Origin of the sequence: Microbacterium allomyrinae (assembly GCF_020682705.1) — a bacterium.
GTDB lineage: Bacteria > Actinomycetota > Actinomycetes > Actinomycetales > Microbacteriaceae > Microbacterium > Microbacterium allomyrinae.
This window is the reverse complement of the sequence record NZ_JAGTTN010000002.1, coordinates 116,081-142,782: the sequence shown is the minus strand read 5'-3', so window position 1 is coordinate 142,782 and position 26,702 is coordinate 116,081. Positions and strand designations below refer to the sequence as shown.

Here is a 26,702-nt window from a genome sequence, read left to right as displayed (position 1 = left end):
CGGTGAACAGAGCGGCTGGATGGCTCGATTCTACGCGCGCCTGCCGTGAGGAGGCTCCGAGCTCGACGTTTCTATGCTTCGGCGGTCCGCGCGTCGAGCTTCTCGAGCAGTAGCGCCTCCGAGAGCACGGCGTTGCGGAACGTCTCCAGGTGGAGCGACTCGTTCGGGCTGTGCGCCTTGGCGTGGGGGTCTTCCACGCCCGTCACGAGGATCTGCGCCCCCGGGAACTCGCGCACGAGGTCTGCGATGAAGGGGATCGAGCCACCCACCCCGATATCCACAGATTCGACGCCGTAGCCCTCATGAAGGGCTTCGCGCGCGGCGGCGACGGCCCAGCCAGACGTATCGACGAGGAAGGCGTCGCCGAAGTCCTGGTCGCTGAACTCGAGCCGTGCGCCGAACGGCGCGTGGGCACGCAGATGCGCCTCGACCGCTGCGTACGCGTCGCGCGCCGGCTGGCCGGGCGCGACGCGCGCGCTGATCACGACGGCTACCTCAGGGGTGAGGGTGTTCGAGGCGTTGACGACGCTCGGCGCATCGATGCCGGTGACGGTGATCGACGGCTTATTCCAGATGCGGCTGAGGATCGTGCCCCGTCCGACGGGTGTGACGCCGTCGGGAAGCCCTGCCTCGTCACGCAGGGTCTCCTCGCTGTAGGGCGGGGTGACGGCATCCCGTTCGGTCAGTCCCTCCACGGCGACGGCGCCGTCGTCGTCCCAGAGCGTCGACAGCAGCTTCACGGTCGCCATCATGGCGTCGGGCACCGCCCCCCCGAACATCCCGGAGTGCGACGCGTGCTCGAGCGTCCGCACGCGAAGGGTGAAGCGGGTGTTGCCGCGCAGCGACACCGTCAGCGCGGGCGTCTTCGCATCCCAGTTGCCGGAGTCGGCGACCACGATGACATCCGCGCGCAGCGCGTCGGCATTGTCGGCGAGGAACTGCGCGAAAGAGCGCGAGCCGGCTTCCTCCTCGCCTTCGAAGAACAGCACGACCCCGAGGTCGAAGTCGTCGCCGACGGCCTCTTTGAAGGCGCGCAGCGCGGCGATGTGCGCCATGACACCGGCTTTGTCGTCGGCTGCGCCACGACCGTAGAGGCGCCCGTCGCGCACCGTCGGCTCGAAGGGCGGGGACTCCCACAGGGCCTCGTCGCCGACCGGCTGCACGTCGTGGTGCGCGTAGAGCAGGATCGTCGGCCGGCCCGCTCGCGCCGCCCGCGTCGCGAGAACGGCGGGGTTGCCTCGCTCATCGGTGCCGGGGATCGCCGCACTTCGGATCTCGACAGACTCGAACAATCCGGTTTCCCGCACCAGTTCAGCCACTGCCTCGGCGCTTCGCTGCACCTGGGCGGCGTCGAATCCCGGAAACGCGATCGACGGGATCCGCACGAGGGCGCCCAGATCGGCGAGAGCGGAGGGGATGCCGGATGCCGCGGCATCGCGCACAGCATCCTGTCGGGAGAGCTCAGAGGTCATGCGGGTAATCTTAAGCGAACCCCCTATCGCACTATCGAGGATGACCCGTGGCCAAGACACCTGCAGCTCCCTCATCCAACGACGCACCGTCCGAGGGCACCGTGCTGAACGGTGTCCCCACCGGGGGCGCCTCGCCGAAGGGCCGGGCGACCCCGACCCGCGCCGAGCAGGAGGCCGCGCGCAAGCGTCCCCTCGTGCCCGACACCAAAGAGGCCAAGGCCCGCGCCAAAGCAGATCTGGCTGCACAGCGCGAGAAGGCCCGTGTCGGCATGGCGGCCGGCGACCCTCGCTACCTTCCCGCTCGTGACCAGGGCGCACAGCGAAAGTTCGTGCGCGACTACGTCGATGCCGGCTGGCACCTCGGCGAGGCTGTCATGCCCGCGATGGTGCTCGTGATCCTCGCGACATTCCTGCCGGTCGCCGCGATCCAGTACTACGCGTTCGTCGGCCTGTGGATCTTCATCCTGTTCGTCATCGGCGACATGATCCTGACCTCGATCAACGTGAAGCGGGCCGTGAAGCAGAAGTTCGGCGCCGACAAGATCGAGAAGGGTCTCGGCTGGTACGCGTCGATGCGCACCGTGCAGATGCGCTTCCTGCGTCTGCCGAAGGCCCAGGTCAAGCGCGGCCAGAAGCCCGCCTGATCCGTCCCCGCCCGGCGGGCGCGTCGGCTCAGCCGTTCGCGCGCGCCAGGCCCCGGTTGATCTGCCGCGCCCAGAGGGGCCCGCGGTAGAGGAACGCCGTGTAGCCCTGCACGAGGGTGGCGCCGGCATCCATCCGCTCCTGCACGTCCGCAGCCGTCTCGACCCCGCCGACGGAGATCACACAGAACTCGGGTGGCACGGCCGCGCGCACCAGTCGCAGCACCGCGATCGAACGCGCCTTGAGCGGCGCACCTGAGAGGCCGCCATCCCCGGCCGCCGCCACCGTGGCGGCATCGGTCGCGAGCCCGTCGCGCGAGATCGTCGTATTGGTCGCGATGAGGCCGGCAAGCCCCAGGTCCACGGCAAGATGCGCCACCGCAGACACCTCGTCGTCGGGCAGGTCGGGGGCGATCTTCACGAGGAGCGGTGTCTCACCCGCTGCGTCGCGCACAGCGGCCAGCAGCGGGCGCAGTGTCTCGACGGCCTGCAGTCCGCGCAGACCGGGCGTGTTCGGTGACGAGACGTTGACCACGAGGTAGTCCGCGAGAGGGGCCAGGAGCGTCGCGGACCTCACGTAGTCCGCGGTCGCATCGGCCACGTCGACCACGCGGCTCTTGCCGATATTGACACCGAGCACGGCGCGACGCGAGCGGCGGCGCAGCGAGCGCAGGCGCTCCGCGGCAGCCTGCGCCCCCTTGTTGTTGAATCCCATGCGATTGACGACGGCGCGGTCGGGGATCAGACGGAACAGTCGAGGACGCGGATTGCCGTTCTGCGGGATCGCGGTGAGCGTCCCGACCTCGACGTGTCCGAATCCGAGCGCATAGAGGCCGGCGGCGCCCTTGACGTCCTTGTCGAATCCGGCTGCGACACCGAACGGCGACTCGAATCTCAGGCCCAGCGCGGACGTCTGGAGGCTCGGCGCAGGCCGGGTGATGGCCCGTGCGGCCCACGAGAACGGTGGAACACCGAGGACGCGGATCACCGCCATCGCGGCGTGATGGGCGGACTCGGGATCCATGCGCGTGAGCACGGTGCGAAAGAGGAGGGGATACATCCCGTCCAGGTTATCCGCTCGCGCCACCGCGGCCGTGTGCCGAGGCTTTCGCTCGTCACTCCCCCGTGGCGGACGCGTCGGCGTCGTCGAGCACCTTGTCGCTGCGCGCATGGTCGACGCGGAGCTGCTCGATGGCAGCCTCGAAGTCTTCGAGCGAATCGAACGCCTGATAGACGCTCGCGAAGCGCAGGTAGGCGACCTCGTCCAGATCGCGCAGCGGGCCGAGGATCGCGAGCCCGATCTCGTTGGCGTCGAGCTGCGATGCCCCGGTCTGGCGGACGCTCTCCTCGACCGTCTGCGCCAGCACCGCGAGATCGCCCTCGGTGACCGGTCGCCCCTGACAGGCTTTGCGAACGCCCGACATCACCTTCTCGCGGCTGAACGGCTCGATCACACCGGATCGTTTGATGACGTTGAGGCTCGCGGTCTCGACGGTCGTGAAGCGCCCGCCGCACTGGGGGCACTGGCGCCGGCGACGGATGCTGAGACCGTCGTCGCTCGTACGCGAGTCGATGACTCGCGAATCGGCGTGGCGGCAGAACGGGCAGTGCATATCGGGTCCAGCCTACGGCCTGGACCTGCCACCGGGCTCCTGAGCGTCGGGGACGGCGAACCGCGCCGTGATCGCCTCACCGTGCGCGGGGAGCGCCTCGGCCTCGGCGAGGGTCACGATGGCGTCGTGCACCGCAGCGAGAGCATCGCGGTCGTACTCGATCACCTGCTGCGGGCGAAGGAAGGTCGCCGCGGACAGCCCCGCGGCGTAGCGTGCCTGTCCTCCTGTCGGCAGCACGTGATTGCTCCCCGCCAGGTAGTCGCCCAGACTCACCGGGGAGTGCGCGCCGACGAAGACGGCGCCCGCGTGGACGAAGTCTTCGGCGCGCGGGTCGGCGAGGTGCAGTTCCAGGTGCTCGGGCGCGTACGCGTTGCTGAACGCCGTGGCGGTCGCGAGGTCGTCGACGAGCACGATCGCCGACTGCGGCCCCGCAAGCGCGGCCTCCACGCGTACGGCGTGGCGTGTCGCCGCGGCACGCGGAGCGATCTCCTCGCGCACGGCGGCGGCAAGACGCTCGGAGGTCGTGACCAGAACCGCAGAGGCCTGTTCGTCGTGCTCCGCCTGGCTGATGAGGTCGACGGCCACCAGGCGCGCGTCTGCGGTGTCGTCGGCGACGATGAGGATCTCGGTGGCGCCGGCCTCGGCGTCCGTCCCCACTCTCCCCGCCACGGCGCGTTTGGCGGCGGCGACGAAGTTGTTTCCCGGCCCGGTGACGACGTCGACGGCTTCGAGGCCGATCTCGAGCACGCCGTACGCGAGCGCGCCGATCGCCCCGGCGCCACCCATCGCGTAGACCTCGGTGACGCCGAGGAGCTTGGCAGCCCCCAGGATCACCGGGTGCACGCGGCCGCCGAACTCACGCTGCGGCGGCGAGGCCAGGGCGATCTCGGACACGCCGGCGACCTGCGCCGGGACGACGTTCATGACGACACTGGACGGGTAGACGGCCTTGCCGCCGGGCACGTAGAGGCCGACACGGCGAACCGGCTGCCAGCGCTGCACCACGCGTGCACCGGGTGCGAGCTCGGTGACGGCCATCGGCGGGACCTGCGCGGCGGACGCCTCGCGCACGCGAAGGATCGCCTGTTCGAGCGCCGACCGAACTGCGGGGTCGAGGGCTTCGAGCGCCTCGTCGAGATGTACGGCAGGCACTCGCACGTCGTGATCCGTCACGCCGTCGAATCGGTCGGCCTGCTCGCGCAGCGCCGCCTCGCCGCGTTGCGCGACGTCATCGACGATGCGGACAGCTGTCGCGAGGGCCTCTTCGCGCGCTGCCGTCGCACGAGGAACGGTCTCGAGGAGTTCCGTGGGTGAGAGCACACGCCCACGCAGGTCGATCGTCCGGAGCATCCGTCTACGGTATCGCGCGCAGCCCAGAGGCTAGCCGCGCGTGACGCCGGAGACGTCGTGCAGATACCCGATGCGGCCGTCTTCGTGGCGGACCACGAACGCTTCGCCGCGATCCTCGATGACGAGCGCCCACGCGCTCGGGCCGATGCGGAAGACCGGGATGCCGATCTCGTCGACGATGTCGCGGTCCTCGGGGACGAGGGCCCAGAACGCCTGGTGGCGCGGGGCCTCGGCGGGGGTGTGCGTGGTGCCGGATTCTGCGGAGGGCCACTCGGCGGCGGACTGCTCCGCGGCCTGTCCGGCGTCGACGAGGGAGTCATCCGACGCGATGGCCGGGTCCTCGTCGCCGATCCGGGCGTACGCGGCGGTGGCGGCGGCCGGCTCCGCCTGCGAAGCGGAGTCCGTGGCATCGTCGACGACAGCGGCGTGCGCGTCCGCCGGTGCGTAGCCTGCGGCCTCGTCGGGTGCGGCGTAGTCCGCGTACGCTCCCCCGGCGGCGGGATCCTCCGCCACGGCGGCGGGCACGATCGTGGCCGGCCGCGGTGACACGGCGCGGACAGGGCGGGCGTTGCGGTGCGCGGGCACTTCGACGCGGTCCTGGAAGTCCTGCTGGAACGGCGCGATGAGCGGTGCGAACACCGTGAGCAGAACACCGGCGAGCATGAGGAAGAACTCGACCCAGACGACCCAGGTCGCCAGGAACACGCGCTGGTTGGCGAGGGTGATGAAGGAGTTCCAGATCGTGGTCAGCCAGAGCACGGTCGAGACAGAGAAGGCGACCGAGGCGAACTGGTCGATCCCGAGCGAGCCGACACGGCGGATACCCTGCGGCGAGAGGCGGCGCAGAGCGATGAGGAAGACTGCGGCGGTCGGGACGCCGATCGTGAGCACCCAGTCGATGCCGTTGCTCCACACCGACGGTCCACGGCCGATCTCGCCGTAGATCGGGAAGAACGAGATGACGAACGCGACGAGCCAGGTGCCCACCAGCGCGACCTCGCGGATCGAGAACGGCCCGACGCCGTACTGAGGCTGCTCCTTCGTCACGGAGGCGTCGACCTCGCTGCCGGCGTCCTGCTGGTCAAACGTCACGATCGTCCTTTCCGGCGGGCTCTCGAAGCCCGCTTTCGTCCTGATACTACCCACGGCGCATGAGACGCCGATGAGATCCGATGTCGCGCCGCGACATCCACGCAAAGGTCTCTATCCGAGGCACTGCGGGCCGAGCAGACCCTTCAATTCGCCATACAGATCCGGGGTGATGCGCACCGGGTGCGGCACTTCGAAGACCTTCGCGACGTTACCGCTGTGCAGCTTCACGGTCACCTCGGTGTCTCCCCTGTGGCGCTCGAGCATTCGCAGAAGCTCTCCGACGAGCATCTCGTTCGCCCGCCGTTCGGGCATGACGAGCACCAGGCTCCCCGATTCGTCCATCGCCCCGAGATCGGGGCTGAACGCGGTCTGACCGTGCAGGTTCAGTCCGTCGTCGCGCCGTGAGACGCGGCCGCGGACGACCAAGATCGAGTCGGCCACGAGCATGGACTGGAACTCGGTGTACGTCTTGCCCATGAACATGACGGTGACCTCGCCGTCGAAGTCCTCGACGGTGATCATGCCGTACGGATTGCCGCTCTGCTTGGCGACGCGATGCTGCACGCTGGTGACGAGGCCGGCGACGGTGACCTGATCGCCGTCGTTGATGTCCTCGGATGCGAGGAGGTCGTGGATGCTCGTCGACGCGTGCTTCGCAAGCGGGATCTCCAGCCCGGCCAACGGGTGATCGGACACGTACAGCCCGAGCATCTCCCGCTCGAAGGCGAGCTTGTCCTTCTTCGTCCACTCCGGTCGTTCCGGCACCTTGGCGGGAGCCACTTCGTCGACCTCGTCGTAGAGGCTGTCGAAATCGAATCCGATCGCGCCGGTCGCGGCCTTGCGCTTCACCTCGACGGCCGCCTCGGCCGCATCCTCGTGGATCTCCATGAGCGCGCGCCTGGTCGACCCGAGCGAGTCGAAGGCACCGGCCTTGATCAGCGATTCCACGGTGCGCTTGTTCGCCACGTGCACCGGCACCTTGGCGAGGAAGTCGTGGAAGCTCGAGAAGCGCTCCCCTGCCCGCGACGCGACGATGCCGTCAACGACATTCGCGCCGACGTTGCGCACGGCGCCCAGACCGAAGCGGATGTCTTCACCGACGGCGGCGAAGTACCGGATCGATGCGCCGACGTCGGGCGGGAGCACCTTGATGCCCATGCGACGGCACTCGTTGAGGTACACCGCCATCTTGTCTTTCGAGTCGCCGACGCTGGTGAGCAGCGCGGCCATGTACTCGGCGGGATAGTGCGCCTTGAGGTAGGCCGTCCAGTACGACACGAGTCCGTAGGCGGCGGAGTGAGCCTTGTTGAACGCGTAGTCCGAGAAGGGCAGCAGGATCTCCCACAGCTTCTGCACCGCGTCATCGGAGTAGCCGTTGGCATGCATGCCCGCCTGGAAGCCCTCGAACTGCTTGTCGAGTTCGGACTTCTTCTTCTTTCCCATCGCACGTCGGAGAATGTCGGCCTGGCCGAGGCTGAACCCGGCGACCTTCTGCGCGATCGCCATCACCTGCTCCTGGTAGATGATGAGGCCGTAGCTCGTGTCGAGGATCTCGGAGAGCGACTCCTTGAACTCTTCGTGGATGGGCGTGATGTCCTGCTGGCCGTTCTTGCGCAACGCGTAGTTGATGTGCGAGTTGGCGCCCATGGGCCCTGGTCGGTAGAGGGCGATGACGGCGGAGATGTCTTCGAAGTTGTCAGGTTTCAGCAGTCGCAGAAGGGAACGCATCGGTCCGCCGTCCAACTGGAAGACGCCCAGCGTGTCACCGCGGGAGAGCAGTTCGTAAGACGCTGCGTCGTCGAGCGTGAGGTCTTCCAGAACCAGGTCGGTGCCGCGGTTCGCGGTGATGTTGTCGAGCGCGTCGTTGATGATCGTGAGGTTGCGAAGCCCCAGGAAGTCCATCTTGATCAGACCGAGCGACTCGCACGACGGGTAGTCGAACTGCGTGACGATCTGGCCGTCCTGCTCGCGCTTCATGATCGGGATGATGTCGATGAGCGGATCGCTCGACATGATCACACCGGCAGCGTGCACGCCCCACTGCCGCTTGAGGTTCTCCAGGCCCACCGCGGTGTCGAAGACCGTCTTGGCCTCGGGATCCGTCTCGATCAGCAGGCGGAACTCGGACGCCTCTTTGTAGCGCGCGTGGTTCTTGTCGAACATGCCCTCCAGCGGCATGTCCTTGCCCATGACGGCGGGAGGCATCGCCTTGGTGAGCTTCTCCCCCATGCTGAAGGGGAATCCGAGCACGCGACCGGCATCCTTCAGCGCCTGCTTGGCCTTGATCGTGCCGTAGGTGACGATCTGCGCGACGCGCTCGTCGCCGTACTTCTCTGTGACGTACTGGATCACCTCGCCACGACGACGGTCGTCGAAGTCGACGTCGAAGTCGGGCATCGAGACACGGTCGGGGTTGAGGAACCGCTCGAAGATGAGGCCGTGCTGGAGCGGATCGAGATCGGTGATGCCCATCGCATAGGCAGCCATCGACCCGGCACCGGAGCCACGACCCGGCCCGACACGGATGCCGTTCTTCTTGGCCCAGTTGATGAAGTCGGCGACGACGAGGAAGTAGCCCGGGAAGCCCATCTGCAGGATGACGCCGGTCTCGTACTCTGCCTGCGTGCGCACGGCATCCGGAATGCCGGCCGGGTACCGCACGTGCAGACCCTGCTCGACCTCCTTGACGAACCAGGAGTCCTCGGTCTCGCCCTGGGGCACCGGGAAGCGCGGCATGTAGTTCGCGCTCGTGTTGAACTCGATCTCGCACCGCTCGGCGATCAGCAGCGTGTTGTCGCAGGCCTCGGGGTGGTCTCGGAAGACCTGGCGCATCTCGGCAGCAGACTTGACGTAGTAGCCGTCGCCATCGAACTTGAACCGCTTCGGGTCATCGAGGGTGGAGCCCGATTGCACGCAAAGCAGTGCGGCATGGCTTGTGGCGTCGTGCTGGTGCGTGTAGTGCAGGTCGTTCGTGCCGACCAACGGGATGTCGAGGTCTTTCGAGATGCGCAGCAGGTCGGTCATCACGCGCCGCTCGATCGACAGACCGTGGTCCATGATCTCGGCGAAGTAGTTCTCCTTGCCGAAGATGTCCTGGAACTCCGCCGCCGCCGCGCGGGCCGCGTCGTACTGCCCGAGACGCAGGCGTGTCTGCACCTCTCCGGAGGGGCATCCGGTCGTCGCGATGAGTCCCTTCGAGTACTTCTGCAGCAGCTCGCGGTCCATGCGGGGCTTGAAGTAATACCCCTCCATGCTCGCCAGAGACGAGAGCCGGAACAGGTTGTGCATGCCCTGCGTGGAGTGGGAGAGCAGCGTCATGTGCGTGTACGCACCGGCGCCCGACACGTCGTCGTTGCTCTGCTCGGGTGTGCCCCATCGCACGCGCGCCTTGTCGCTGCGGTGCGTGCCGGGAGTGACGTACGCCTCGATGCCGATGATCGGCTTGATGCCCGCGTCCTTCGCGGTCTTGTAGAACTCGAACGCGGCGAACGTGTTGCCGTGGTCGGTCACCGCGATCGCGGGCATGCCCAGACGCACGGCCTCTTGCACCATCGGCCCGATGCGGGCAGCACCGTCGAGCATCGAGTACTCGCTGTGCACGTGCAGGTGAACGAAAGAGTCGGATGCCACGGATCGAGTCTACGGACGCCCACCGACGCTCCGGCCGGGCTCGCGCGCCGCCATCGGATTGCACCGTGATGTCACTTCACCTTCAACCAGAGATCGAAAGTTCCCCTGTGCTGGTGCACAGAATCGGAGGGCTTCGGCGACACGCCGGTCCCGGATGCCGCGCCCCGGCGTGCCGGCGAGAACTTCCGATTCCGTACACCGGCGCGCCGCCGTCCGGCACACTCACGTCCTCGGCGGCTTCCGATCCCACCCGCCGCGCGGCGAACGCGCCGACCACTCGCGCGTGCCGCCCGAACAGCTCCGCGAACACGGAGGGCGCGTCGAGGGACCGGCGGATGATCTCGCTGTCTGTACTCACATCAGGTATTGCCGGATGCTGCGCACGTGGTTCACGTTTTCTCAGAAGTCCTCGTCGAGGGCGTACTGCTGCTGCCAGGACTGCGGCCGAGCGATCCGCAGGCCGTAGAGAAAGCGGATGAGCTGCCCCTGATGCTGAGTCTCGTGCTCGAGCAGCGAAAGGACATAGGAGAAGGACGCCTCGTCTTCGGCGTCGATGCCCGCGACCCACTCGTCGACGTCAGCCGCGGTCTGAACGAGCGCCGTGCGCAGGACCGCGGGATGCGTGGTCTGCGCCGCCGTGACCGGGCTCGTGAAGCCCTGCCATTCGCCCGCGCGGGCGGCAGGCGGGTAGCTCTCGCGGGCGCCGAGAACGCACCACAGCTGATGCCCGACGGTGTCGGACGGCAGGCCGGGGAGTCGCGAGCCCAGGTGCTCGGCGGTGAGCGCATCGACGAAGTCGAGGTACAGGGCGTTTGGCACGGGTGAGACGGCGACGCAGGAGGTCCTTCACGAGTCTCACGCTAGGGGCGATCACCGACATCAGCACATGCCGCAGCTACGGCGCGATGGTCGAGCTCAGCTCAGGTCCCGCCGCATGAGCACGCGAGGGAACCCGGAGAGCACCGATTCCGTGTCTGCCGCTTTGGCGAACCCGGCCTTCTCGAAGAGACGACGCGTGCCGACGTACGCCATCGTGAGGTCCACCCTCGACTCGCCGTTGTCGACGGGGTAGCCCTCGACCGCCGGGGCGCCGCTGTCCTTCGCGAAGGCGACGGCTCCGTCGATGAGCGAGTGCATGATTCCCTGCTTGCGATGGCCGGGTCGCACCCGGAAGCACCACAGCGACCACACGTCCAGCTCATCGACGTGTGGAATCTTGCGGAACGTCGCGAAATGGGTACGGGAGCGGGGTGCCACGGCGGCCCAGCCCACCACGTCATCGCCGTCGTAGGCGAGGACTCCGATCGGCCCCTCCTCCGCAATCAGCCGGCGCACGCGCTCTGAGCGCTCAGGACCGCGCAGCGCGAGGTTCTCCTTGCTCGAAATGCGGTAGCTCAGGCAGAAGCACACGTTCGACCCGGGGTTCTTGGGCCCGACGACCGCCGCGACGTCGTCGAACACGGTTGCCGGCCGCACCTGGATCGCCATGCGAACACTCTGCTCTCGGCATCCGACATCGACAACCCGCCGAGAGTGCACGAACTGCGACGAGGTCCGCTCCGCGAGCGCGGTTCGTGCACTTTCGACAGCACCTCAGCGGCTTAGGGTGAGGAACATGGCCACCCCTGACTTCGTTTTGGACCTGCGCCGCAAGATCGGCACCGACCCGCTGCCCCTCGTCGGTGTGACCGCCGTGGTCTTCCGCGATGAGAAGGTACTGCTCGGGCGCCGCAGCGACAACGGCGCACTCACGCCGATCACCGGCATCGTCGACCCCGGCGAGGAGCCCGCCGACGCGGCCGTGCGCGAGACCCTCGAAGAGGCCGGTGTCGTATGCCGCGTCGAGCGCCTGGCCTGGGTGCACCAGCTCCCGCGCGTGGTCTACGGCCACGGCGACCAGGTGGACTACCTCGACCTCGTGTTCCGCTGCGCGTGGGTGTCGGGCGACCCGTACCCCGCAGACGGTGAGATGACCGAGGTCGGGTGGTACGACCTCGATGCACTTCCGTCCCTCGAGCACTCCGACATGCGCCGCCGGATCGCGCTCGCGATCGGTGAAGACGACGTCGCGCGGTTCGAGGGCGGCCGCTGACGCGGATCTGCGTCAGTCGTCGCGCAGAGCGTCGAGAGCGTACTGGAGATCGGCGGGATACGGCGATCCGAAGGTGACCCAGTCCCCCGTCGCCGGGTGCGCGAACGAGAGTTCGTGTGCGTGCAGCCACTGCCGCGTGAGGCCGAGCCGGGCCGACATCGTCGGGTCGGCCCCATAGAGGGGGTCGCCGATGCAGGGATGCCGGTGTGCGGCCATATGCACGCGGATCTGGTGCGTTCTCCCCGTCTCGAGGTGGATCTCGAGCAGCGACGCACCGGGAAATGCCTCGAGCGTCTCGTAGTGGGTGACGGAGTCCTTGCCATCGGGTGTGACGGCGAACTTCCATGAGTGGGTCTGATGGCGGCCGATCGGCGCGTCGATCGTGCCGGCCAGCGGGTCGGGATGCCCCTGCACCACAGCGTGATAGATCTTCTCGACTTCGCGCTCCTTGAAGGCGCGCTTGAGTGCGGTGTAGGCGCTCTCGGTCTTGGCGACGACCATCAGGCCGCTCGTGCCGACATCGAGGCGGTGTACGACGCCCTGCCTTTCGGCAGCGCCGGTCGTCGCGATGCGGTACCCGCCTGCGGCGAGGGCGCCGAGCACGGTCGGACCCTCCCAGCCGATCGAGGGGTGGGCCGCGACTCCCGAGGGCTTGTCCACCACGACGATGTCATCGTCGTCGAAGACGATGCCGAGGTCGGGAACCTCGACGGGAATGATCCGCGGCTCCTCTTTCGGAGCCCACGTCACGTCGAGCCACGAGCCGCCGCGCAGCTTGTCGGACTTGGCGAGCGTGCGCCCGTCCATCACGACTCCCCCGGCCTCGGCGACGTCCGCGGCGAATGTGCGTGAGAAGCCGAGCATCTTCGCGAGAGCTGCATCGACCCGCGTGCCGTCGAGCCCGTCCGGCACCGGAAGGCTGCGTGATTCCACGTCGGTCAGTCCTTTGGGGAATCGGATGCCGCGGCATCCGTCGTCGAGTCGGCGTCGGGCTCGATCGCGCCCGGAGTCGCGACGTCGGAGTCCTCGCCGGCGGTCTCCTCGGTCGTCGTCGCAGCGCGCTGCTCGCGTGTGCCGTCGAGACGGAGTCCGACGAGAACCAGGAGCGCGACGCCGATCATCATCGACACGATGAAGATGTCGGCGACGTTGTAGATCGCCGGCATCATCCAGGGTGTGTTGATGAAGTCGACGACGTGGCCGATCGCGAAGCCCGGTTCGCGCAGCAGTCGATCGGTGAGGTTGCCGAGCACACCGCCGAGGAGGAGGCCGAGACCCACAGCCCACAGGCGTGACTTCACTCGTGTCGCCGCCAGCCACACGATCGTGATCGCGACCGCGGCCAGCGCGATGGTGAAGATCCACGTGACCTCCTCGCCGAGCGAGAAAGCGGCACCAGGATTGCGCGTCAGGTAGAAGATCAGAAAGTCGCCGATGACGTGAACCGGCTCTTGGTAGGGCAGATTCTCGAGAGCGAAATGCTTCGCCAACTGGTCGGCGGCCAGCACCAGCGCCGCGAGGATCGCGATGATGGTGCCGGCCGCCGCCTGACGAAGGGGAGGTCGGGCTGTCAAAGGCTCGGCTTAGAGACCGAGCGCCGAGACCGGCTGGGCGCCAGAGGTCGTCGTCGTGGTCTCGAGGTCACGCAGCTTGCCCTCGATGTAGCTGCGCAGCTGAGCGCGATAGTCGCGCTCGAACGTGCGGAGCTCGGAGATGCGGCTCTCGAGCGTCGTGCGCTCGCGGTCGAGCTTCGCGAGCTCTTCGCGGCCACGGGTCTCGGCCTCGGAGACGATGGAGGCAGCCTGCGCCTTTGCATCGGAGACGAGCTGGTCGCGCTGGGCGATGCCTTCGGCGACGTGCTCGTCGTGCAGGCGCTGGGCGAGTTCGATGATGCCCGCGCTGGCGGCGGGACCGCTCGCGAGAGGCGCCTCAGCCACGGCTGCCGGAGCGGCGGCGGCGGGCTCTGCAGCAGGAGTCGAGGAACTCGACTCGTACGCCGCGAGCTTGGCCTTCAGCTCATCGTTCTCCGCGATCGTCTTTCGCCACTCCACCACGATCTCGTCGAGGAAGTCGTCGACCTCGTCGGGATCGAACCCCTCCTTGAAGCGGACGTGCTGGAACTGCTTGGTGACGACGTCATCGGGGGTCAATGCCATGGTGATTCCTCTTTCGAGCGGTCTGGTCGCTGGCCGATGTCGGTGGCCGACCGGCTGAGGCCGACCGCCTCAGGCAAGCATAGCCGCGGCATCCGAGCGTGTCGAAGACGACCATGCCGCAGTCGGCAGGATCGGTCAACCGGCGATCGCGCGGGTGACGCTGAGCAGGATGAAGCAGAGCAGCATCGTCAGCGCGAAGCCGAAGTCGATCGCGATCGCTCCGACTCGCAATGGTGGGATGAAGCGCCGGAACAGCCTGATCGGCGGATCCGTGACGGTGTAGACGAGTTCTGCCGCGACGAGACCGGCGCCGCGTGGGCGCCATTCGCGGTTGAAGAACGGGATCCAGTCGATGATCAGCCGCGCGAGCAACACGAAGACATAAAGGAGCAGCGCGAGATTGAGGATCGATGCGATGAGTTGGACGACAGCCACGTAGTCAGATTACGGCTGCGAGAACGGAACCGAGTCCGGATCCGCCTGCGCGACCGCGCCGTCGCCCGAAACGGCGACGTTCTCGGGCGAGAGCAGGAAGACCTTGCTCGTCACGCGCTCGATGCGGCCATAGAGGCCGAGCGACAGCCCGCTCGCGAAATCGATGAGTCGGCGCGCATCGGCGTCGCTCATCTGCGAGAGGTTGATGATGACCGGGATGCCGTCCCGGAAGTTCTCTGCGATGACCTGCGCGTCACGGTACTGCTTGGGGTGGACGGTCAGGATCTCGCTGATCGCCTGCGGTACCGGCTGGCGCACGACGGCAGGACGGTGGATCGGCGTCACGGGCGCCGCCCTCTCGACGACCGCATCGGTCTTGCGACCGCGCGGCTGGGGCGTCGGCTCTTCATAGATCTCTTCCTCATCGGCGAGGCCCAGGTAAACCATGGTCTTCTTGAGCGGGTTCGACATCGCATCCTCCGTAGTGCTCATCTGTTCCGAGGTTAACCGCGTTCGGGGCGGGGGCCCGTGATTGCCGAGCCGATCCGCAGGTGTGTCGCGCCGCATGCGATCGCTTCGACATAGTCGGCGGTCATGCCCGCCGAGATCCAGACCGCGTCCACCACGACCGAGCGGACCGTTTCGGAGTAGCCCTGCAGCCGCTCGAACGCGTCGGCGGCCGGTTCCTCCAGAGGCGCGACCGCCATCACTCCCCGCACTCGCAACGACGCCAGCGCGTGCGCGTGCGCGGCGAGCGATTCGAGGTCGGCCGGGGCGATGCCGCCCCGGCCGGGATCGTCGGTGAGGTTCACCTGCAGCAGTACGTCGAGTACCGAGTCACCGGGTTCGGCGGCGGCGTGCAGCGCGTCGGCGAGGCGCGTGCGGTCGAGTGAGTGCACGACGGTCCCCGCGGCCCTCACCGCTCGCGCCTTGTTGGTTTGGATCTGCCCGATGAAGTGCCAGCGGAGGCCGTCGAGGTCGGCGACCTCGTCGGCCTTGGTGCTGAACTCCTGCTGCCTGTTCTCCCCCACGTCGCGCACGCCGAGTGCATACAGTTCTCGGACGAGTGCGGCGGGGTGGAACTTCGTGACGACGATGCGCGTGAGTTCGGACGGATCCCTGCCCGCCGCGCGCGCGGCACCCGCTATCGCGTCGTCGACCGTCGCGAGGCGGACGGAGAGATCCTCCATGCGGTTCTTGAGCCTGTCGAAGAGTTACTTCAGGAAGTCGGGAATGTCGAGGTCGTCGTCGCCGAATGCGGAGTCATACGACGAGTCCGGCACGGCTGCGCCGACCGAGACTGGGACGGGCGTCTCCACGACGTCGCGGTCCTTGGCCGCGTCGTCGGCCGACGTGACCGGGAGCGCGGGCGCCGAAGCCGTCACGACACGCGAAGCCGTGATCGGCTCGATGCGCGTCTGGGGCTCTCCGCCGTCGAAGCCGGCCGCGATGACCGTGACGCGGACCTCGTCGCCGAGCGTGTCGTCGATGACCGTGCCGAAGATGATGTTGGCCTCGGGGTGCGCGGCCTCCTTCACCAGCTGCGCGGCGTCGTTGATCTCGAAGATGCCGAGGTTCGACCCGCCCTGGATCGACAGCAGCACGCCGTGCGCGCCCTCGATCGAGGCTTCCAGCAGTGGCGATTCGACGGCGAGCTCGGCGGCCTTGATGGCGCGATCCGCGCCGCGGGCCGAGCCGATCCCCATGAGCGCCGAACCGGCGCCCTGCATGACCGACTTGACATCGGCGAAGTCGAGGTTGATGAGACCGGGCGTCGTGATGAGGTCGGTGATGCCCTGCACACCCGCGAGGAGCACCTGGTCGGCGGTCGCGAAGGCCTCGATCATCGAGATGCCGCGATCGCTGATCTCGAGAAGACGGTCGTTCGGCACCACGATGAGGGTGTCGACCTCTTCCTTCAGCTTGGCCACACCGGTCTCGGCCTGCTGCTGACGACGGCGCCCCTCGAAGGAGAAGGGCTTCGTCACCACGCCGATGGTGAGCGCACCGATCGACTTCGCGATCTTGGCGACCACGGGGGCACCACCGGTGCCCGTGCCGCCGCCCTCGCCCGCGGTGACGAAGACCATGTCGGCGCCGCGCAGGGCCTCTTCGATCTCCTCGGCGTGGTCCTCGGCGGCGCGCCTGCCGACCTCGGGGTCGGCTCCTGCGCCGAGTCCGCGGGTGAGCTCGCGGCCCACGTCGAGCTTGACGTCGGCGTCGCTCATGAGCAGCGCCTGGGCGTCGGTGTTGATGGCGATGAACTCGACGCCACGCAGGCCGAGATCGATCATGCGGTTGACGGCGTTCACGCCGCCGCCGCCCACGCCGACCACCTTGATGACGGCGAGGTAGTTCTGGTTCTGGCTCATGCCGGCCTCCGTAGCCCTGGACCTGTAAACCTTCAACCTCTAGTAGAGGTATAAAGAATTGCCCGGTATGCAATTCCTGAGTTGAAAGTATGCGGATGCCGCTCCCGCGCGCGGAGCGACACGGGCGTGTCGCGACATCCCGCACAGAATTGCCTGCCCGAGGCGACTCAGCGCCGCCGCAGAGGCGTCAGCGGACGACGATGGCCTGCGGCGAGGAGACGTCGTAGCTGACGACATCGGCCGGCGGGCGCGCATCCATCGCCTTCTGGAGCACCATCGCCTTCCTGGCCGAGTCCTCGGCGCTCCCCCACACGACCTGCGTGTTCGTGCCGCCGAGCGTGAGCGTGACGTCATCCGGCGTCGAGGCGGATACGGCAGTGACCTGCGCCCGGATCTCATCGGGAAGCGAACGCATGACCTGGCCGGCAGCCTCGAATGCGTCGGAGTCGACGCCACCCGTGATCGTCAGCACGGGTACTCCGGCGCCGGGTTCGGCCGTCGTCGAGAGGGCGACGCCTGCCGCATCGACGAGGGTGTACCCGGCGCGGGTCTCGATGAGGCCGATCGGGGTGCGCTCGACGATCCGCACGACCAGGTCGTGCGGCGGGCGAGCCTCGAGCGTGTAGGACTCGACGAGCGGGAACGCCACCAGTTCCGCCTTGACGGCGCTCTCGTCGACGAGAGGCAGCGGCGTGCCGATCTGCTCCGACAGTGCGTCTGCGACCTCGGCGGCGTCGAGCTGGACAGCACCGACGACGACGATCCGCTCGACGGCGAAAAGAGGGCTGTAGGCGGCACCGATCGTCGCGAGCGCGAGCACCAGAACAGATGCCGTGATTCCGATCCACAGCGCGCGCCGGCGCCGCTGGCGCACGGTGAAGCGGCGGATCTCGGCGCGCAGCGCCTTACGCCGGGCACGAGCGGCCCTGAACACCTCGCGGAATCCGACATCGGGCGCTTCCGCATCGGCATCCCCGGTCATTCCGGGGGCCGGCTCCGCTTCAGGAAGCGGCAGCGGCTCCGGAGCGGCGAGAGGCGCGAGAGGCGTCGTCGCGTACTCGTCAGGGGTGAGGCCTGCACCTCCGATCGGAGCGCGAGGCGCAGCATCCGTCGTGCCACTCGCCGTCGCGTCGCCCGGCTTCTGGTCCGCAGCGCGCGCGGCGTCGGAGGAGCGGGGCGCGCGCCGCGAGGGCGGCGCGGTCTGCTGCGCGCCGGGCGGTGCGCTGGGCGGTTCCGGCAGCGGCGACGGGCGGCGCATCGGCGCCTACTCCGCCGAGCCGGGAGCTGCGCCCGCCCGCGTGCGCCCGAGGGCATCGAGCACCTGCGGGATGATCTGGTAGACGTTGCCGCAGCCGAGCGTGATGACATAGTCGCCGTCGCGGGCGACCGTCGCGGTGTAGTCCGCGGCCTGCTGCCAGTCCGCCACGAAATGCACGTGCGAAGGATCGGCGAACGCGCCGCTGACGAGCTCGCCCGTGACGCCGGGAACCGGGTCTTCACGGGCGCCGTAGACATCGAGCATGACGGTGTGGTCGGCATACCGCTCGAGCACCTCCGCGAACTCGCGGTACATCTCTTGCGTCCGCGAGTAGGTGTGCGGCTGCTGAATGGCGATGATCCTGCCGTCGCCGATCACCGTGCGGGCGGCGGCGAGAGCCGCGGCGACCTCGGTCGGGTGGTGCGCGTAATCGTCGAAGACGCTGACACCGCGTTCGACCCCGTGCAGTTCGAAGCGGCGGACCGTTCCCGCGAAGCCCTCGACGGCACGTACGGCAGGCTCGAGCGAGTGCCCGAGGGTGAGCAGCACCGCAACGGCACCGGCGGCGTTGATCGCGTTGTGCGCACCGGGGATCGGGAGCCGTGCGTCGACGGTGATCCCGTCATGGGTGACCGAGAACGCGACCGGGCCGTCGGTGACGATGTCACCGACGCGGACGACGGCATCGGATGCTTCGCCGAACGTGATGACGTTCGCATGCGCGAGCTGGGCGGTCACGATGCGGGCGCCCGGATCGTCGGAGGAGATGACGACCGCCTCGCGTGCCTCATTCGCGAACTGGGCGAACGCCGCGTAGAAGGCCTCGCGCGAGCCCCAGTGATCGAGGTGGTCGGGGTCGACGTTCGTGACGAGCGCGATCGAGGTGTCGTAGAGCAGAAAGGTGCCGTCGGACTCGTCGGCTTCGATCACGAACAGCTCGTCGGCACCGCTGCCGCTCGAGACACCGAGCTGGGCGATCACTCCGCCGTTGACGAAGGTCGGCTCGACGCCGAGGTCGCGCAGGGCGGTGACGATCATTCCGGTCGACGTCGTCTTGCCGTGTGCACCGGCGACCGAGACGAGCCTGTGGCCGCCGATGAACCAGTGCAGGGCCTGCGAGCGGTGGATGACGTGCAGCCCGCGCTCCTTGGCGAGCAGGAACTCGGGATTCTCGGGCCAGATCGCCCCCGTGTGGACCACGGTGTCGACGTCGGCGGCGAGATTCGCCGCGTCATGGCCGACATGCACCGTCGCCCCCAGATCAGCGAGCTCGCGCAGCGCCGCACTGTCGGCGCGGTCTGATCCCGATACGCGGATGCCGCGCTCCAGGAACATGCGAGCGAGCCCGGACATGCCGGAGCCGCCGATCCCGATGAAATGGGCGGCTTCGATGTTCTCGGGAATGGGAAGGCTGAGGTCGGGTCTGATCATGACCGTCCAATCCTAAGTTGGGTACGGATGCCCGGACCCCCGGCGCGCTGGGCGCCGCCGGTGCGCTTTGTGTTGACACGATGGATCGAGCGTGCCACGTTCGATCCATGTCAGACCTCCCCCGCGCGATCGTCGTCGATCCGTCCTCACCCCTTCCCCCGTTCGAGCAGGTGCGCGCGGGCCTGGTCGACGCCGTCTCGTCGGGCGCGCTCACAGCCGGCGAGCGACTTCCGACCGTCCGTCGTCTGGCCGAGGACCTCGGCGTCGCTGCGGGCACCGTCGCGCGGGCGTATCGCGAGCTCGAGGCATCCGGGATCATCGAGACCCGCGGACGCAACGGCACGTTCGTCTCGACGCACGGAGACCCCGCGCATCAGCAGGCACAGCGCGCCGCGATCGCGTACGCCGAGCAGATTCGGGCGTTGCGCCTCGACACCGACGAGGCGCTCGCGTTGGTCGCGGCGGCTCTGCGGGGCGCAGAGTCGCCGCGCACGGCGCCCTGAGCCGGGCGCCGGTCAGGCCTCCGAGAGAGCCTCGTCGATCATCGCGACGACGTTCTCGGTACCCGTGCGGGTGCCGACGGATGCCGCAGCCGCCGTCATCGCCGTGCGGCGCGCTTCGTCGGCAAGGAGCGGCACGATATCGGCGCGCACGCGGTCACCCGTGAAATCGGCATCCGCGATGAGAATCGCCGCCCCCGACGCCACCGCGGACGCGGCGTTCAGCGCCTGCTCGCCGTTGCCGACGGCATACGGGACGTAGATCGCAGGGATGCCGAGGGCGCTGATCTCACTCACGGTCGCGGCGCCCGACCGCGCGACGATGAAGTCGGCGAGCGCGAATGCGAGATCCATGCGATCGACGTATCGACGCACCGAGTAGCCTGCCGCACCCGGATCGACGAGTTCAGAGCGCTCCCCCGTCACATGCAGCAGCTGCCAGCCCGCATCGAGCACGTCGCGCCAGGCGGCGCCGTACCCCTCGCCGAACGCCTCATTGAGGCGCTGCGCCCCCAGCGAGCCGCCGAAGACGAGCAGGACGGGTCGCGCGGCGTCGAGACCGAAGTGGTCGGCCGCCTCGGCGCGCAGCGCAGTGCGGTCGAGGGTGACGATCTCACGGCGCAGGGGCATCCCCACCACGCGCGAACGCTTGAGCGGTGTGCCGGCGAATGCGACACCCACCCCGTTCGCCCGACGAGCTCCCAGCACGTTGGCCAGGCCCGGCTTGGCGTTGGCCTCGTGGACGACGAACGGCACGTGCGCGCGCCGCGCGGCGAGGTAGGCGGGAGCGGAGGCATACCCGCCGAAGCCGACGACCACGTCGACCTCTCGTGCGGCGATGTGGTCTCGAACCTGGGCGATGGCGCGCCGAAAACGCGCCGGGAAGGCGACGGCTGCGCGATCGGGGCGCCGCGGGAAGGGAACCTTGTCGACGAACAGGAGTTCGTAGCCCCGCTCGGGCACGAGCCGGGCTTCGAGACCTTCACGGGTGCCGAGCACGAGCACGTCGGTTTCGGGATCGCGTGCACGCAGCGCGTCTGCGACCGCCAGGAGCGGATTGACGTGGCCGGCGGTGCCACCGCCGGCAAGAAGGTACGTCGTCATCCGAACGATTCTTCCATGCACAAGAGCGGCGTAATGCGGGTGCATGCGAGGCACCCGGCTGCGGTCGACCAGGAACGGCGCCGCCCCGGGGCACGTTCTTCACGTCGGGACGGGCGAATCACGCCCCAACGTGAAGAATGCGCCCCGGGGCGCATTCCCAAGGATGATGCGACGCCAATCCGAATCATGCGCGAGGGTCGGGCGCGTTGTCCGCGACCGGCCCGCTCAGCGGGATGCGCGGGCGGCGCGCGCCTCGCGGCGCTGGCGAGCCGTGCGCGCCTGCTGGATCGCCGCCTCGCGCTTCGCGACGGATGCCGGGAGCGAGCGCGCGAATGCGAGCAGGACCCCCGAGGCCAGCAGCACCGACACGAGCGACGTGCCACCCTGCGACATGAATGGCAGCGGCACCCCGAGCACGGGGAAGACCCGCAGCACGACGCCGATGTTGATGAGCGCCTGGCCGACGATCCACACCGTGATGCCGCCGGCAGCGATGCGCACGAACGGGTCGTCGGTCTTTCGGATCACGTGGAAGGCGCCGACGGCGAAGAGCGCGAAGAGGGTCAGCACGACGGCGCAGCCGATGAGGCCCAGCTCTTCGCCGACGATCGCGAAGATGTAGTCGTTCGCGGCCGCGGGGAGCCAATCGTACTTCTCGCGGGAGTTGCCGAGCCCGAGCCCGAAGATTCCGCCGCTCGCGAGGCCCCAGATGCCGTGCAGCGGTTGGTAGCAGTCGTTCAGATAATCGGCGAGGCAGTTGGGATTCAGGAAGCTCATGAACCGGCGCATGCGGTCGGGGCTGGTCACCGCGAGGAACGCCACCGCCGCGGCAGCCCCGATCGCCGGAAGGACGAAGATCCGCAGGCGCACACCGGAGAAGAAGAGCGCCCCGAGCACGATGAGGACGAGGATCATCGCTGTGCCGAGGTCCTCACCGGCAAGCACCGTCCCGATGGCCAGCATCGCCACCGGGACGAGCGGGATGAACACGTGCTGCCACTTGGTGAGCAGCGTCTGCTTGCGAAACAGCACGTACGCGACCCACAGCGCGAGCCCGAGCTTGAGGAACTCCGACGGCTGCGCCTGGAAGCCCGCGATCATGATCCAGTTGCGGTTTCCGTCGTTGGAGTACCCGAGGGGTGTGAACACCAGCAGCTGGAACACGACGCCGAAGATGAGCGCGGGCCACGCGATCCTCTTCCAGAACGACACCGGCAGGCGACTGGCGATGAGCATGAGCGGGATGCCGATCACCGCGAACACGACCTGCCTGAGTGCGATGTCCCACGGCGCCTCACCTCGTGCAGAGGCGGTCGCCGAGGTGGCCGAGAGCACCATCACGAGACCGAACACGGTCAGCAGGAGCGTCGTCGACGCGATCAGGAGGAACTCGCTCGGCACCGGCGCGAAGACCCTGCCGAGCGATACACGCGCGGCGAGCCCGCGCCTGCCGGACTGTTCCGGCTCAGGAGAGATCGGTATCGGACGGATCCGCGGCTGTGTCGTGCTCACCCTCGACCCCCGTTCCGATCCGGTCTCTCACGGCTGCGGCGAACCTGTGGCCGCGGTCGGCGTAGGACGTGAACTGGTCGAAGGATGCCGACGCGGGGGCGAGCAGAACCACGTCCCCGTCACGCGCCACCCCCGCCGCCAGTTCGACGACCCGCGTCATGACCTCTTCAGTCTCGACGTCGTCGACCTCGAACACGGGCACCGCGGGCGCGTGTCGTGAGAACGCCGCGAGGACGGCGTCCCGCTCGATGCCGATGACGATGGCGGCCTTGACGCGCGAGCCTCGGCCGGCGATCAGCTCGGAGATGTCGACGCCCTTCAGCAATCCGCCGACGATCCACACGGCGCCGGGATACGCCGTGAGAGACGAGGCGGCGGCGTGCGGGTTGGTGGCTTTGGAGTCGTCGACCCACGTGATGCCCCGATGCCGGGCGATGACCTCGATGCGGTGCGGGTCGAGGCGGAAGTCTCTCAGCGCATCGCGGATCGCCTCGGGCGCGACGCCGAGGGAGCGCGCGAGCGCGGCAGCGGCGAGGATGTTCGCGGCGATGTGCGGTGCCGAGAGGCCGAGCTCTGTCAACTCGTCCACGGTCGTCAACTCGAGGGCGCTGGTGTGGCGGTCGTCCAGGAACGCACGATCCACCAGGATGCCGTCCACGACGCCCAGATCGCTCGGCCCCGGAATGCCGAGGTCGAAGCCGATGGCACGCGCGCCTTCGACGACATCGGCGTCCTCGACCATCTGCCGGGTCGCGGCATCCGCCTTGTTGTAGACGCAGGCGGCGCGCGTGTTGTCGTAGACGTGCGCCTTCGCGTCGCGATAGGCCTCGAACGAGCCGTGCCACTCGAGGTGGTCGTCGGCCAGGTTGAGGCACACTGCGGCGTGCGGCGAGACGGGGTCGGCGCCGGTTTGCAGCCCGAGGTACCAGAGCTGGTGGCTCGAGAGCTCCACGACGAGCGCGTCGAAGCCCGATGGATCCCGCACGGCGTCCAGCACAGGCGTGCCGATGTTGCCGACGGGCGCGGCGCGCAGACCCCCCGCGACGAGCATGGTGGCCGCGAGGCGGGTCGTGGTGGTCTTGCCGTTGGTTCCGGTGATGAGGATCCAGTCGGCCGGTGTGCCGTCCGCGCGCACCACCTTGTCGCGCACCCGCCAGGCGAGTTCGACATCCCCCCACAGTGCGATGCCGCTGCGTTGCGCCCACTCGACGATCGGATGCCGCGGCGAGAAGCCGGGCGAGGCGACCACGACCTCGGGGGCGAAGTCGACGAGCGTCTGCGGCACCGCGTCGAGCGGTCCGGCCCACAGGCGTGCACCGATGATCGGCAGCAGGCGTGCGTACTCCTCGTCGGCCTTCTCGGTGACCACGAGCACATCGGCGCCGAGCTCCGCGAGGGTGTCGGCGACCGAGAATCCGGTGACCGAGAGGCCGAGCACCGCGACCCGCAGACCCTTCCAGTCGGCGTTCCAGCTGGTGAGCGCGGCGAGGCGAGGCGATGTCATGTGCGAGAGAGCCATTCGACGTAGAAGAAGCCGACGCCCGAGACGGCGAGGAGTCCGGCGATGATCCACATGCGCACGACGATCGTGACTTCGGACCAGCCGCGCATCTCGAGGTGGTGGTGGAACGGGCTCATGAGGAAGAGCCGCTTGCCGCGCGTGAGCTTGAAGTACAGCCGCTGCAGGATGACCGAGCCGGGGCCGATGATGAACACGCCGGCCACGAGAACGGCCAGCAGCTCGGTGCGGGTGAGGATCGCCATCGCGGCGATCACGCCGCCGATCGCCATGGATCCGACGTCGCCCATGAAGACCTTCGCCTTCGGGGCGTTCCACCAGAGGAAACCGACCAGGGCGCCGACGAACGACGCCGACACGATCGCGAGGTCGAACGGGTCGCGGGTCGGGTAGCAGGCTGCCTGGGCGGACGCCGAGAGCACCTCGCCTCCCCAGCAGGCCTGGTTGAACTGCCAGAAGGCGATGAGGCTGTAGGCGCCGGTGACGAAGATTCCGGCGCCCGCCGCCAGCCCGTCGAGCCCGTCGCTGACGTTGACGCTGTTGGAGAAGGCGACGCCGATGAACGAGACCCACGCGAGGTAGAGGATCCAGCCGATGATGAGACCGAGAGCCATGAACGACAACGCGGGAACGTCACGGAACACCGAGACGAACGGCGACGCAGGTGTCTGGCCGTAGCTGTTGGGCATGGTCAGGGCCACGACGCCGAAGGGAACCGTCACCACGATCTGGCCGACGATCTTGCGCCAGCCGCTGAGTCCCATGAACTTCTGCTGGCGCACCTTCATGTAGTCGTCGATGAACCCGACCGCGCCGAACCCGACCATCATCCAGATCACGAGCAGGCCCGAGATCGTCGGCGGGTTGTTGCCGGTGTAGGCGCCGACGAGATAGCCGACGATCGTGCCGACGATGAAGATCGTCCCGCCCATCGTGGGCGTGCCGCGCTTGGTCTGATGGTTGGGGTTGCGGATGTCCTCGGGCGTGCGGATCACCTGACCCCAGCCCCACTTGCGGAACAGCCGCAGGAACACGGGGGTGAGGAAGAGCGTGAAGGCCAGCGAGATCGCCGCCGCGGTCAGGAGAGATCTCACGAGAACGATTCTCCCAGACGATCGCCCAGGAACCGCAGCCCCGCAGAGTTCGAGGACTTGACCAGCACGCGGTCGCCGTCGCGCAGCTCGCTCTGGAGATAGACGAACGCCTCGTCGGCGGTCGCGAAGAACACCGCCTCGTTGTCCCACGACCCTTGCGCGACGGCCTCGAGGAACATGCGGCGCGCGTCGGGACCGATCACCACGATGCGCTGGATGCCCAGTCGCACCGCGAGCAGGCCGATGCGGTCGTGCTCCTCTTCGGCGTATTCCCCGAGCTCGCTCATGGCGCCGAGGACGGCGACGGTGCGCTCCCCCGGTCCCGTGATCTGCGCGAGGGTGCGAAGCGCTGCGGCCATCGAATCGGGGCTGGCGTTGTAGGCGTCGTTGATGATGCGGATGCGATCCGAGCCCAATGGCTGCATGCGCCAGCGCTCCGCGATCTCGACCGTCTCCAGCCGCGCGACGGCGTCGGCGAGGCTCACGCCGAGCGCGGTGGCGGCGGCGACCGCCGCAAGGGCGTTCATGACATGGTGCTCGCCGAGCACCTTGAGGCGGAGCGCGAGCGAGACGCCGTCGGCGGTGACGACGAACGAGGTTCCGGATGCCGTCACCACGACGTCGTCGGCGCGCACATCGGTCGCTGCGGGCCCACGACCGAACCATCGCACCGACGCCTCACGCTCGGCGGCGAGCGGCGCCATGGCCGCGACGCGGGCATCGTCGGCGTTGAGGATGGCGACGCCGCGCGCGCGCAGCGCGCGGACCAGCTCGGACTTGGCCTGGAATGTCGCCTCGATGCCGCCGAACCCGCCCGCGTGGGCCATGCCGACCATGAGGACGACGGCCACATCGGGATCGATGAGTCCCGCCAGCCGGGCGATCTCGCCGGGTGCACTCGCGCCGAGCTCACTGACCAGGAAGCGCGTGTCCTCGGTGACGCGAAGCATCGTCAGGGGTGCACCGACCTCGTTGTTGAAGGACGCCTTCGGGGCGACGGTCTCGCCCTCGCCCTCGAGGATGCGCGCGAGCAGGTTCTTCGTCGTGGTCTTGCCGTTCGAGCCCGTGATCGCGACGACTCGCAGCTCTTCGGCCGCCTTCACCCGCGTGACCACCGCGCGGGCGAGGTCTGCGAGCGCAGCGACGGCACTCGGTACGACGATCTGGGTGACCGCCGCCTCCGGCGCCGTCTCGACGACGTGCTCGACGATAGCGACCGCGGCGCCGTTCGCCACCGCGGCGTCGACGAATCGGTGACCGTCGGTGTCGGCTCCGGGCTTCGCGACGAAGATGCCTCCGGCTTCGATGAGGCGCGAGTCGGTGTCGACGGCGCCCGAGACGGCGGTCTCGAGCGTGTCGGCGCGGGCGAGGTGCACCTCGCCTGCGACGGCGTGGGCGATCTGGGCGATGGTGAGCGCGATCATGATTCTC

General features: G+C 68.4%; 25 protein-coding genes. 3 read left to right on the top strand and 22 right to left on the bottom strand.

Going from position 1 to position 26,702, the window contains the following annotated elements; translation table 11 throughout:
- Positions 1–71: 71 nt before the first annotated feature.
- Positions 72–1,472 carry a dipeptidase gene (locus tag KEC57_RS06975; RefSeq protein WP_229383852.1) on the bottom strand — a complete coding sequence of 467 codons (1,401 nt, stop codon included), beginning with the start codon at positions 1,470–1,472 and terminating at the stop codon, positions 72–74.
- A 47-nt stretch (positions 1,473–1,519) separates the two neighbouring features.
- Between KEC57_RS06975 and KEC57_RS06970 the strand changes: the two genes are divergently transcribed.
- Entirely contained in the window at positions 1,520–2,116 is a 597-nt protein-coding gene (locus KEC57_RS06970; protein WP_229383851.1) for a DUF3043 domain-containing protein, read from the top strand.
- A gap of 28 nt (positions 2,117–2,144) precedes the next feature.
- On the opposite strand, the gene KEC57_RS06965 is transcribed toward KEC57_RS06970, so the two are convergent.
- The 7 genes from KEC57_RS06965 to KEC57_RS06935 all read right to left on the bottom strand — a co-directional run bounded on the left by KEC57_RS06965 (position 2,145) and on the right by KEC57_RS06935 (position 11,286).
- Entirely contained in the window at positions 2,145–3,173 is a 1,029-nt protein-coding gene (locus tag KEC57_RS06965; protein ID WP_229383850.1) for a quinone-dependent dihydroorotate dehydrogenase, read from the bottom strand.
- A 55-nt stretch (positions 3,174–3,228) separates the two neighbouring features.
- Positions 3,229–3,726: a transcriptional regulator NrdR gene (gene nrdR, locus KEC57_RS06960; protein ID WP_229383849.1), complete on the bottom strand. Its 498-nt coding sequence runs from the start codon at positions 3,724–3,726 to the stop codon at positions 3,229–3,231.
- Between the two features lie 12 nt (positions 3,727–3,738).
- Positions 3,739–5,076 carry a histidinol dehydrogenase gene (gene hisD, locus KEC57_RS06955; protein ID WP_229383848.1) on the bottom strand — a complete coding sequence of 446 codons (1,338 nt, stop codon included), beginning with the start codon at positions 5,074–5,076 and terminating at the stop codon, positions 3,739–3,741.
- A 30-nt stretch (positions 5,077–5,106) separates the two neighbouring features.
- Positions 5,107–6,168, bottom strand: coding sequence for a hypothetical protein (locus KEC57_RS06950; RefSeq protein ID WP_229383847.1), 1,062 nt, complete (start codon positions 6,166–6,168; stop codon positions 5,107–5,109).
- Between the two features lie 111 nt (positions 6,169–6,279).
- On the bottom strand, positions 6,280–9,750 hold the full coding sequence (gene dnaE / locus KEC57_RS06945; RefSeq protein WP_229384401.1) for a DNA polymerase III subunit alpha: 3,471 nt from the start codon (positions 9,748–9,750) through the stop codon (positions 6,280–6,282).
- A gap of 447 nt (positions 9,751–10,197) precedes the next feature.
- Complete coding sequence (locus tag KEC57_RS06940; RefSeq protein ID WP_229383846.1) at positions 10,198–10,617, bottom strand: DinB family protein; 420 nt, start codon at positions 10,615–10,617, stop codon at positions 10,198–10,200.
- Between the two features lie 96 nt (positions 10,618–10,713).
- Positions 10,714–11,286 carry a GNAT family N-acetyltransferase gene (locus KEC57_RS06935; RefSeq protein ID WP_229383845.1) on the bottom strand — a complete coding sequence of 191 codons (573 nt, stop codon included), beginning with the start codon at positions 11,284–11,286 and terminating at the stop codon, positions 10,714–10,716.
- Between the two features lie 127 nt (positions 11,287–11,413).
- Between KEC57_RS06935 and KEC57_RS06930 the strand changes: the two genes are divergently transcribed.
- On the top strand, positions 11,414–11,890 hold the full coding sequence (locus KEC57_RS06930; RefSeq protein ID WP_229383844.1) for an NUDIX hydrolase: 477 nt from the start codon (positions 11,414–11,416) through the stop codon (positions 11,888–11,890).
- Between the two features lie 12 nt (positions 11,891–11,902).
- On the opposite strand, the gene KEC57_RS06925 is transcribed toward KEC57_RS06930, so the two are convergent.
- From KEC57_RS06925 to murC, 9 genes are all read right to left on the bottom strand, one after another.
- Entirely contained in the window at positions 11,903–12,823 is a 921-nt protein-coding gene (locus KEC57_RS06925; RefSeq protein WP_229383843.1) for an RluA family pseudouridine synthase, read from the bottom strand.
- Between the two features lie 5 nt (positions 12,824–12,828).
- Positions 12,829–13,464: a signal peptidase II gene (lspA, locus tag KEC57_RS06920; RefSeq protein ID WP_229383842.1), complete on the bottom strand. Its 636-nt coding sequence runs from the start codon at positions 13,462–13,464 to the stop codon at positions 12,829–12,831.
- Positions 13,465–13,473: 9 nt separating this feature from the next.
- A complete protein-coding gene (locus KEC57_RS06915) occupies positions 13,474–14,046 on the bottom strand; it encodes a DivIVA domain-containing protein (RefSeq protein WP_229383841.1) in 573 nt (190 codons plus the stop codon).
- A 135-nt stretch (positions 14,047–14,181) separates the two neighbouring features.
- Positions 14,182–14,481 carry a YggT family protein gene (locus tag KEC57_RS06910; protein WP_229383840.1) on the bottom strand — a complete coding sequence of 100 codons (300 nt, stop codon included), beginning with the start codon at positions 14,479–14,481 and terminating at the stop codon, positions 14,182–14,184.
- 9 nt (positions 14,482–14,490) lie between these two features.
- Entirely contained in the window at positions 14,491–14,952 is a 462-nt protein-coding gene (locus tag KEC57_RS06905; protein WP_229384400.1) for a cell division protein SepF, read from the bottom strand.
- Positions 14,953–14,984: 32 nt separating this feature from the next.
- Positions 14,985–15,671 carry a YggS family pyridoxal phosphate-dependent enzyme gene (locus KEC57_RS06900; protein ID WP_229383839.1) on the bottom strand — a complete coding sequence of 229 codons (687 nt, stop codon included), beginning with the start codon at positions 15,669–15,671 and terminating at the stop codon, positions 14,985–14,987.
- Positions 15,672–15,695: 24 nt separating this feature from the next.
- Positions 15,696–16,853, bottom strand: coding sequence for a cell division protein FtsZ (gene ftsZ, locus KEC57_RS06895; protein ID WP_229383838.1), 1,158 nt, complete (start codon positions 16,851–16,853; stop codon positions 15,696–15,698).
- A gap of 187 nt (positions 16,854–17,040) precedes the next feature.
- Positions 17,041–18,111: an FtsQ-type POTRA domain-containing protein gene (locus tag KEC57_RS06890; RefSeq protein WP_229383837.1), complete on the bottom strand. Its 1,071-nt coding sequence runs from the start codon at positions 18,109–18,111 to the stop codon at positions 17,041–17,043.
- Positions 18,112–18,117: 6 nt separating this feature from the next.
- Complete coding sequence (gene murC, locus KEC57_RS06885; RefSeq protein WP_229383836.1) at positions 18,118–19,542, bottom strand: UDP-N-acetylmuramate--L-alanine ligase; 1,425 nt, start codon at positions 19,540–19,542, stop codon at positions 18,118–18,120.
- Between the two features lie 107 nt (positions 19,543–19,649).
- On the opposite strand from murC, the gene KEC57_RS06880 reads away from it, so the two are divergent.
- Entirely contained in the window at positions 19,650–20,045 is a 396-nt protein-coding gene (locus KEC57_RS06880; RefSeq protein ID WP_229383835.1) for a GntR family transcriptional regulator, read from the top strand.
- A gap of 12 nt (positions 20,046–20,057) precedes the next feature.
- Here the strand turns inward: KEC57_RS06880 and KEC57_RS06875 are convergent, their stop codons facing one another.
- The 5 genes from KEC57_RS06875 to KEC57_RS06855 all read right to left on the bottom strand — a co-directional run bounded on the left by KEC57_RS06875 (position 20,058) and on the right by KEC57_RS06855 (position 26,695).
- The gene (locus KEC57_RS06875) at positions 20,058–21,146 is read right to left on the bottom strand and encodes a UDP-N-acetylglucosamine--N-acetylmuramyl-(pentapeptide) pyrophosphoryl-undecaprenol N-acetylglucosamine transferase (protein WP_229383834.1); all 1,089 of its coding nucleotides are present in this window, start codon (positions 21,144–21,146) and stop codon (positions 20,058–20,060) included.
- Between the two features lie 225 nt (positions 21,147–21,371).
- A complete protein-coding gene (ftsW, locus tag KEC57_RS06870; protein WP_372456977.1) occupies positions 21,372–22,658 on the bottom strand; it encodes a putative lipid II flippase FtsW in 1,287 nt (428 codons plus the stop codon).
- Entirely contained in the window at positions 22,612–24,162 is a 1,551-nt protein-coding gene (gene murD, locus KEC57_RS06865; RefSeq protein WP_229383833.1) for a UDP-N-acetylmuramoyl-L-alanine--D-glutamate ligase, read from the bottom strand. The genes ftsW and murD overlap by 47 nt, the downstream gene beginning before the upstream one ends.
- Positions 24,159–25,271: a phospho-N-acetylmuramoyl-pentapeptide-transferase gene (gene mraY / locus KEC57_RS06860; RefSeq protein ID WP_229383832.1), complete on the bottom strand. Its 1,113-nt coding sequence runs from the start codon at positions 25,269–25,271 to the stop codon at positions 24,159–24,161. Before mraY ends, murD begins: the two co-directional genes overlap by 4 nt.
- Entirely contained in the window at positions 25,268–26,695 is a 1,428-nt protein-coding gene (locus KEC57_RS06855; RefSeq protein WP_229383831.1) for a UDP-N-acetylmuramoyl-tripeptide--D-alanyl-D-alanine ligase, read from the bottom strand. Before KEC57_RS06855 ends, mraY begins: the two co-directional genes overlap by 4 nt.
- Positions 26,696–26,702 lie beyond the last annotated feature (7 nt).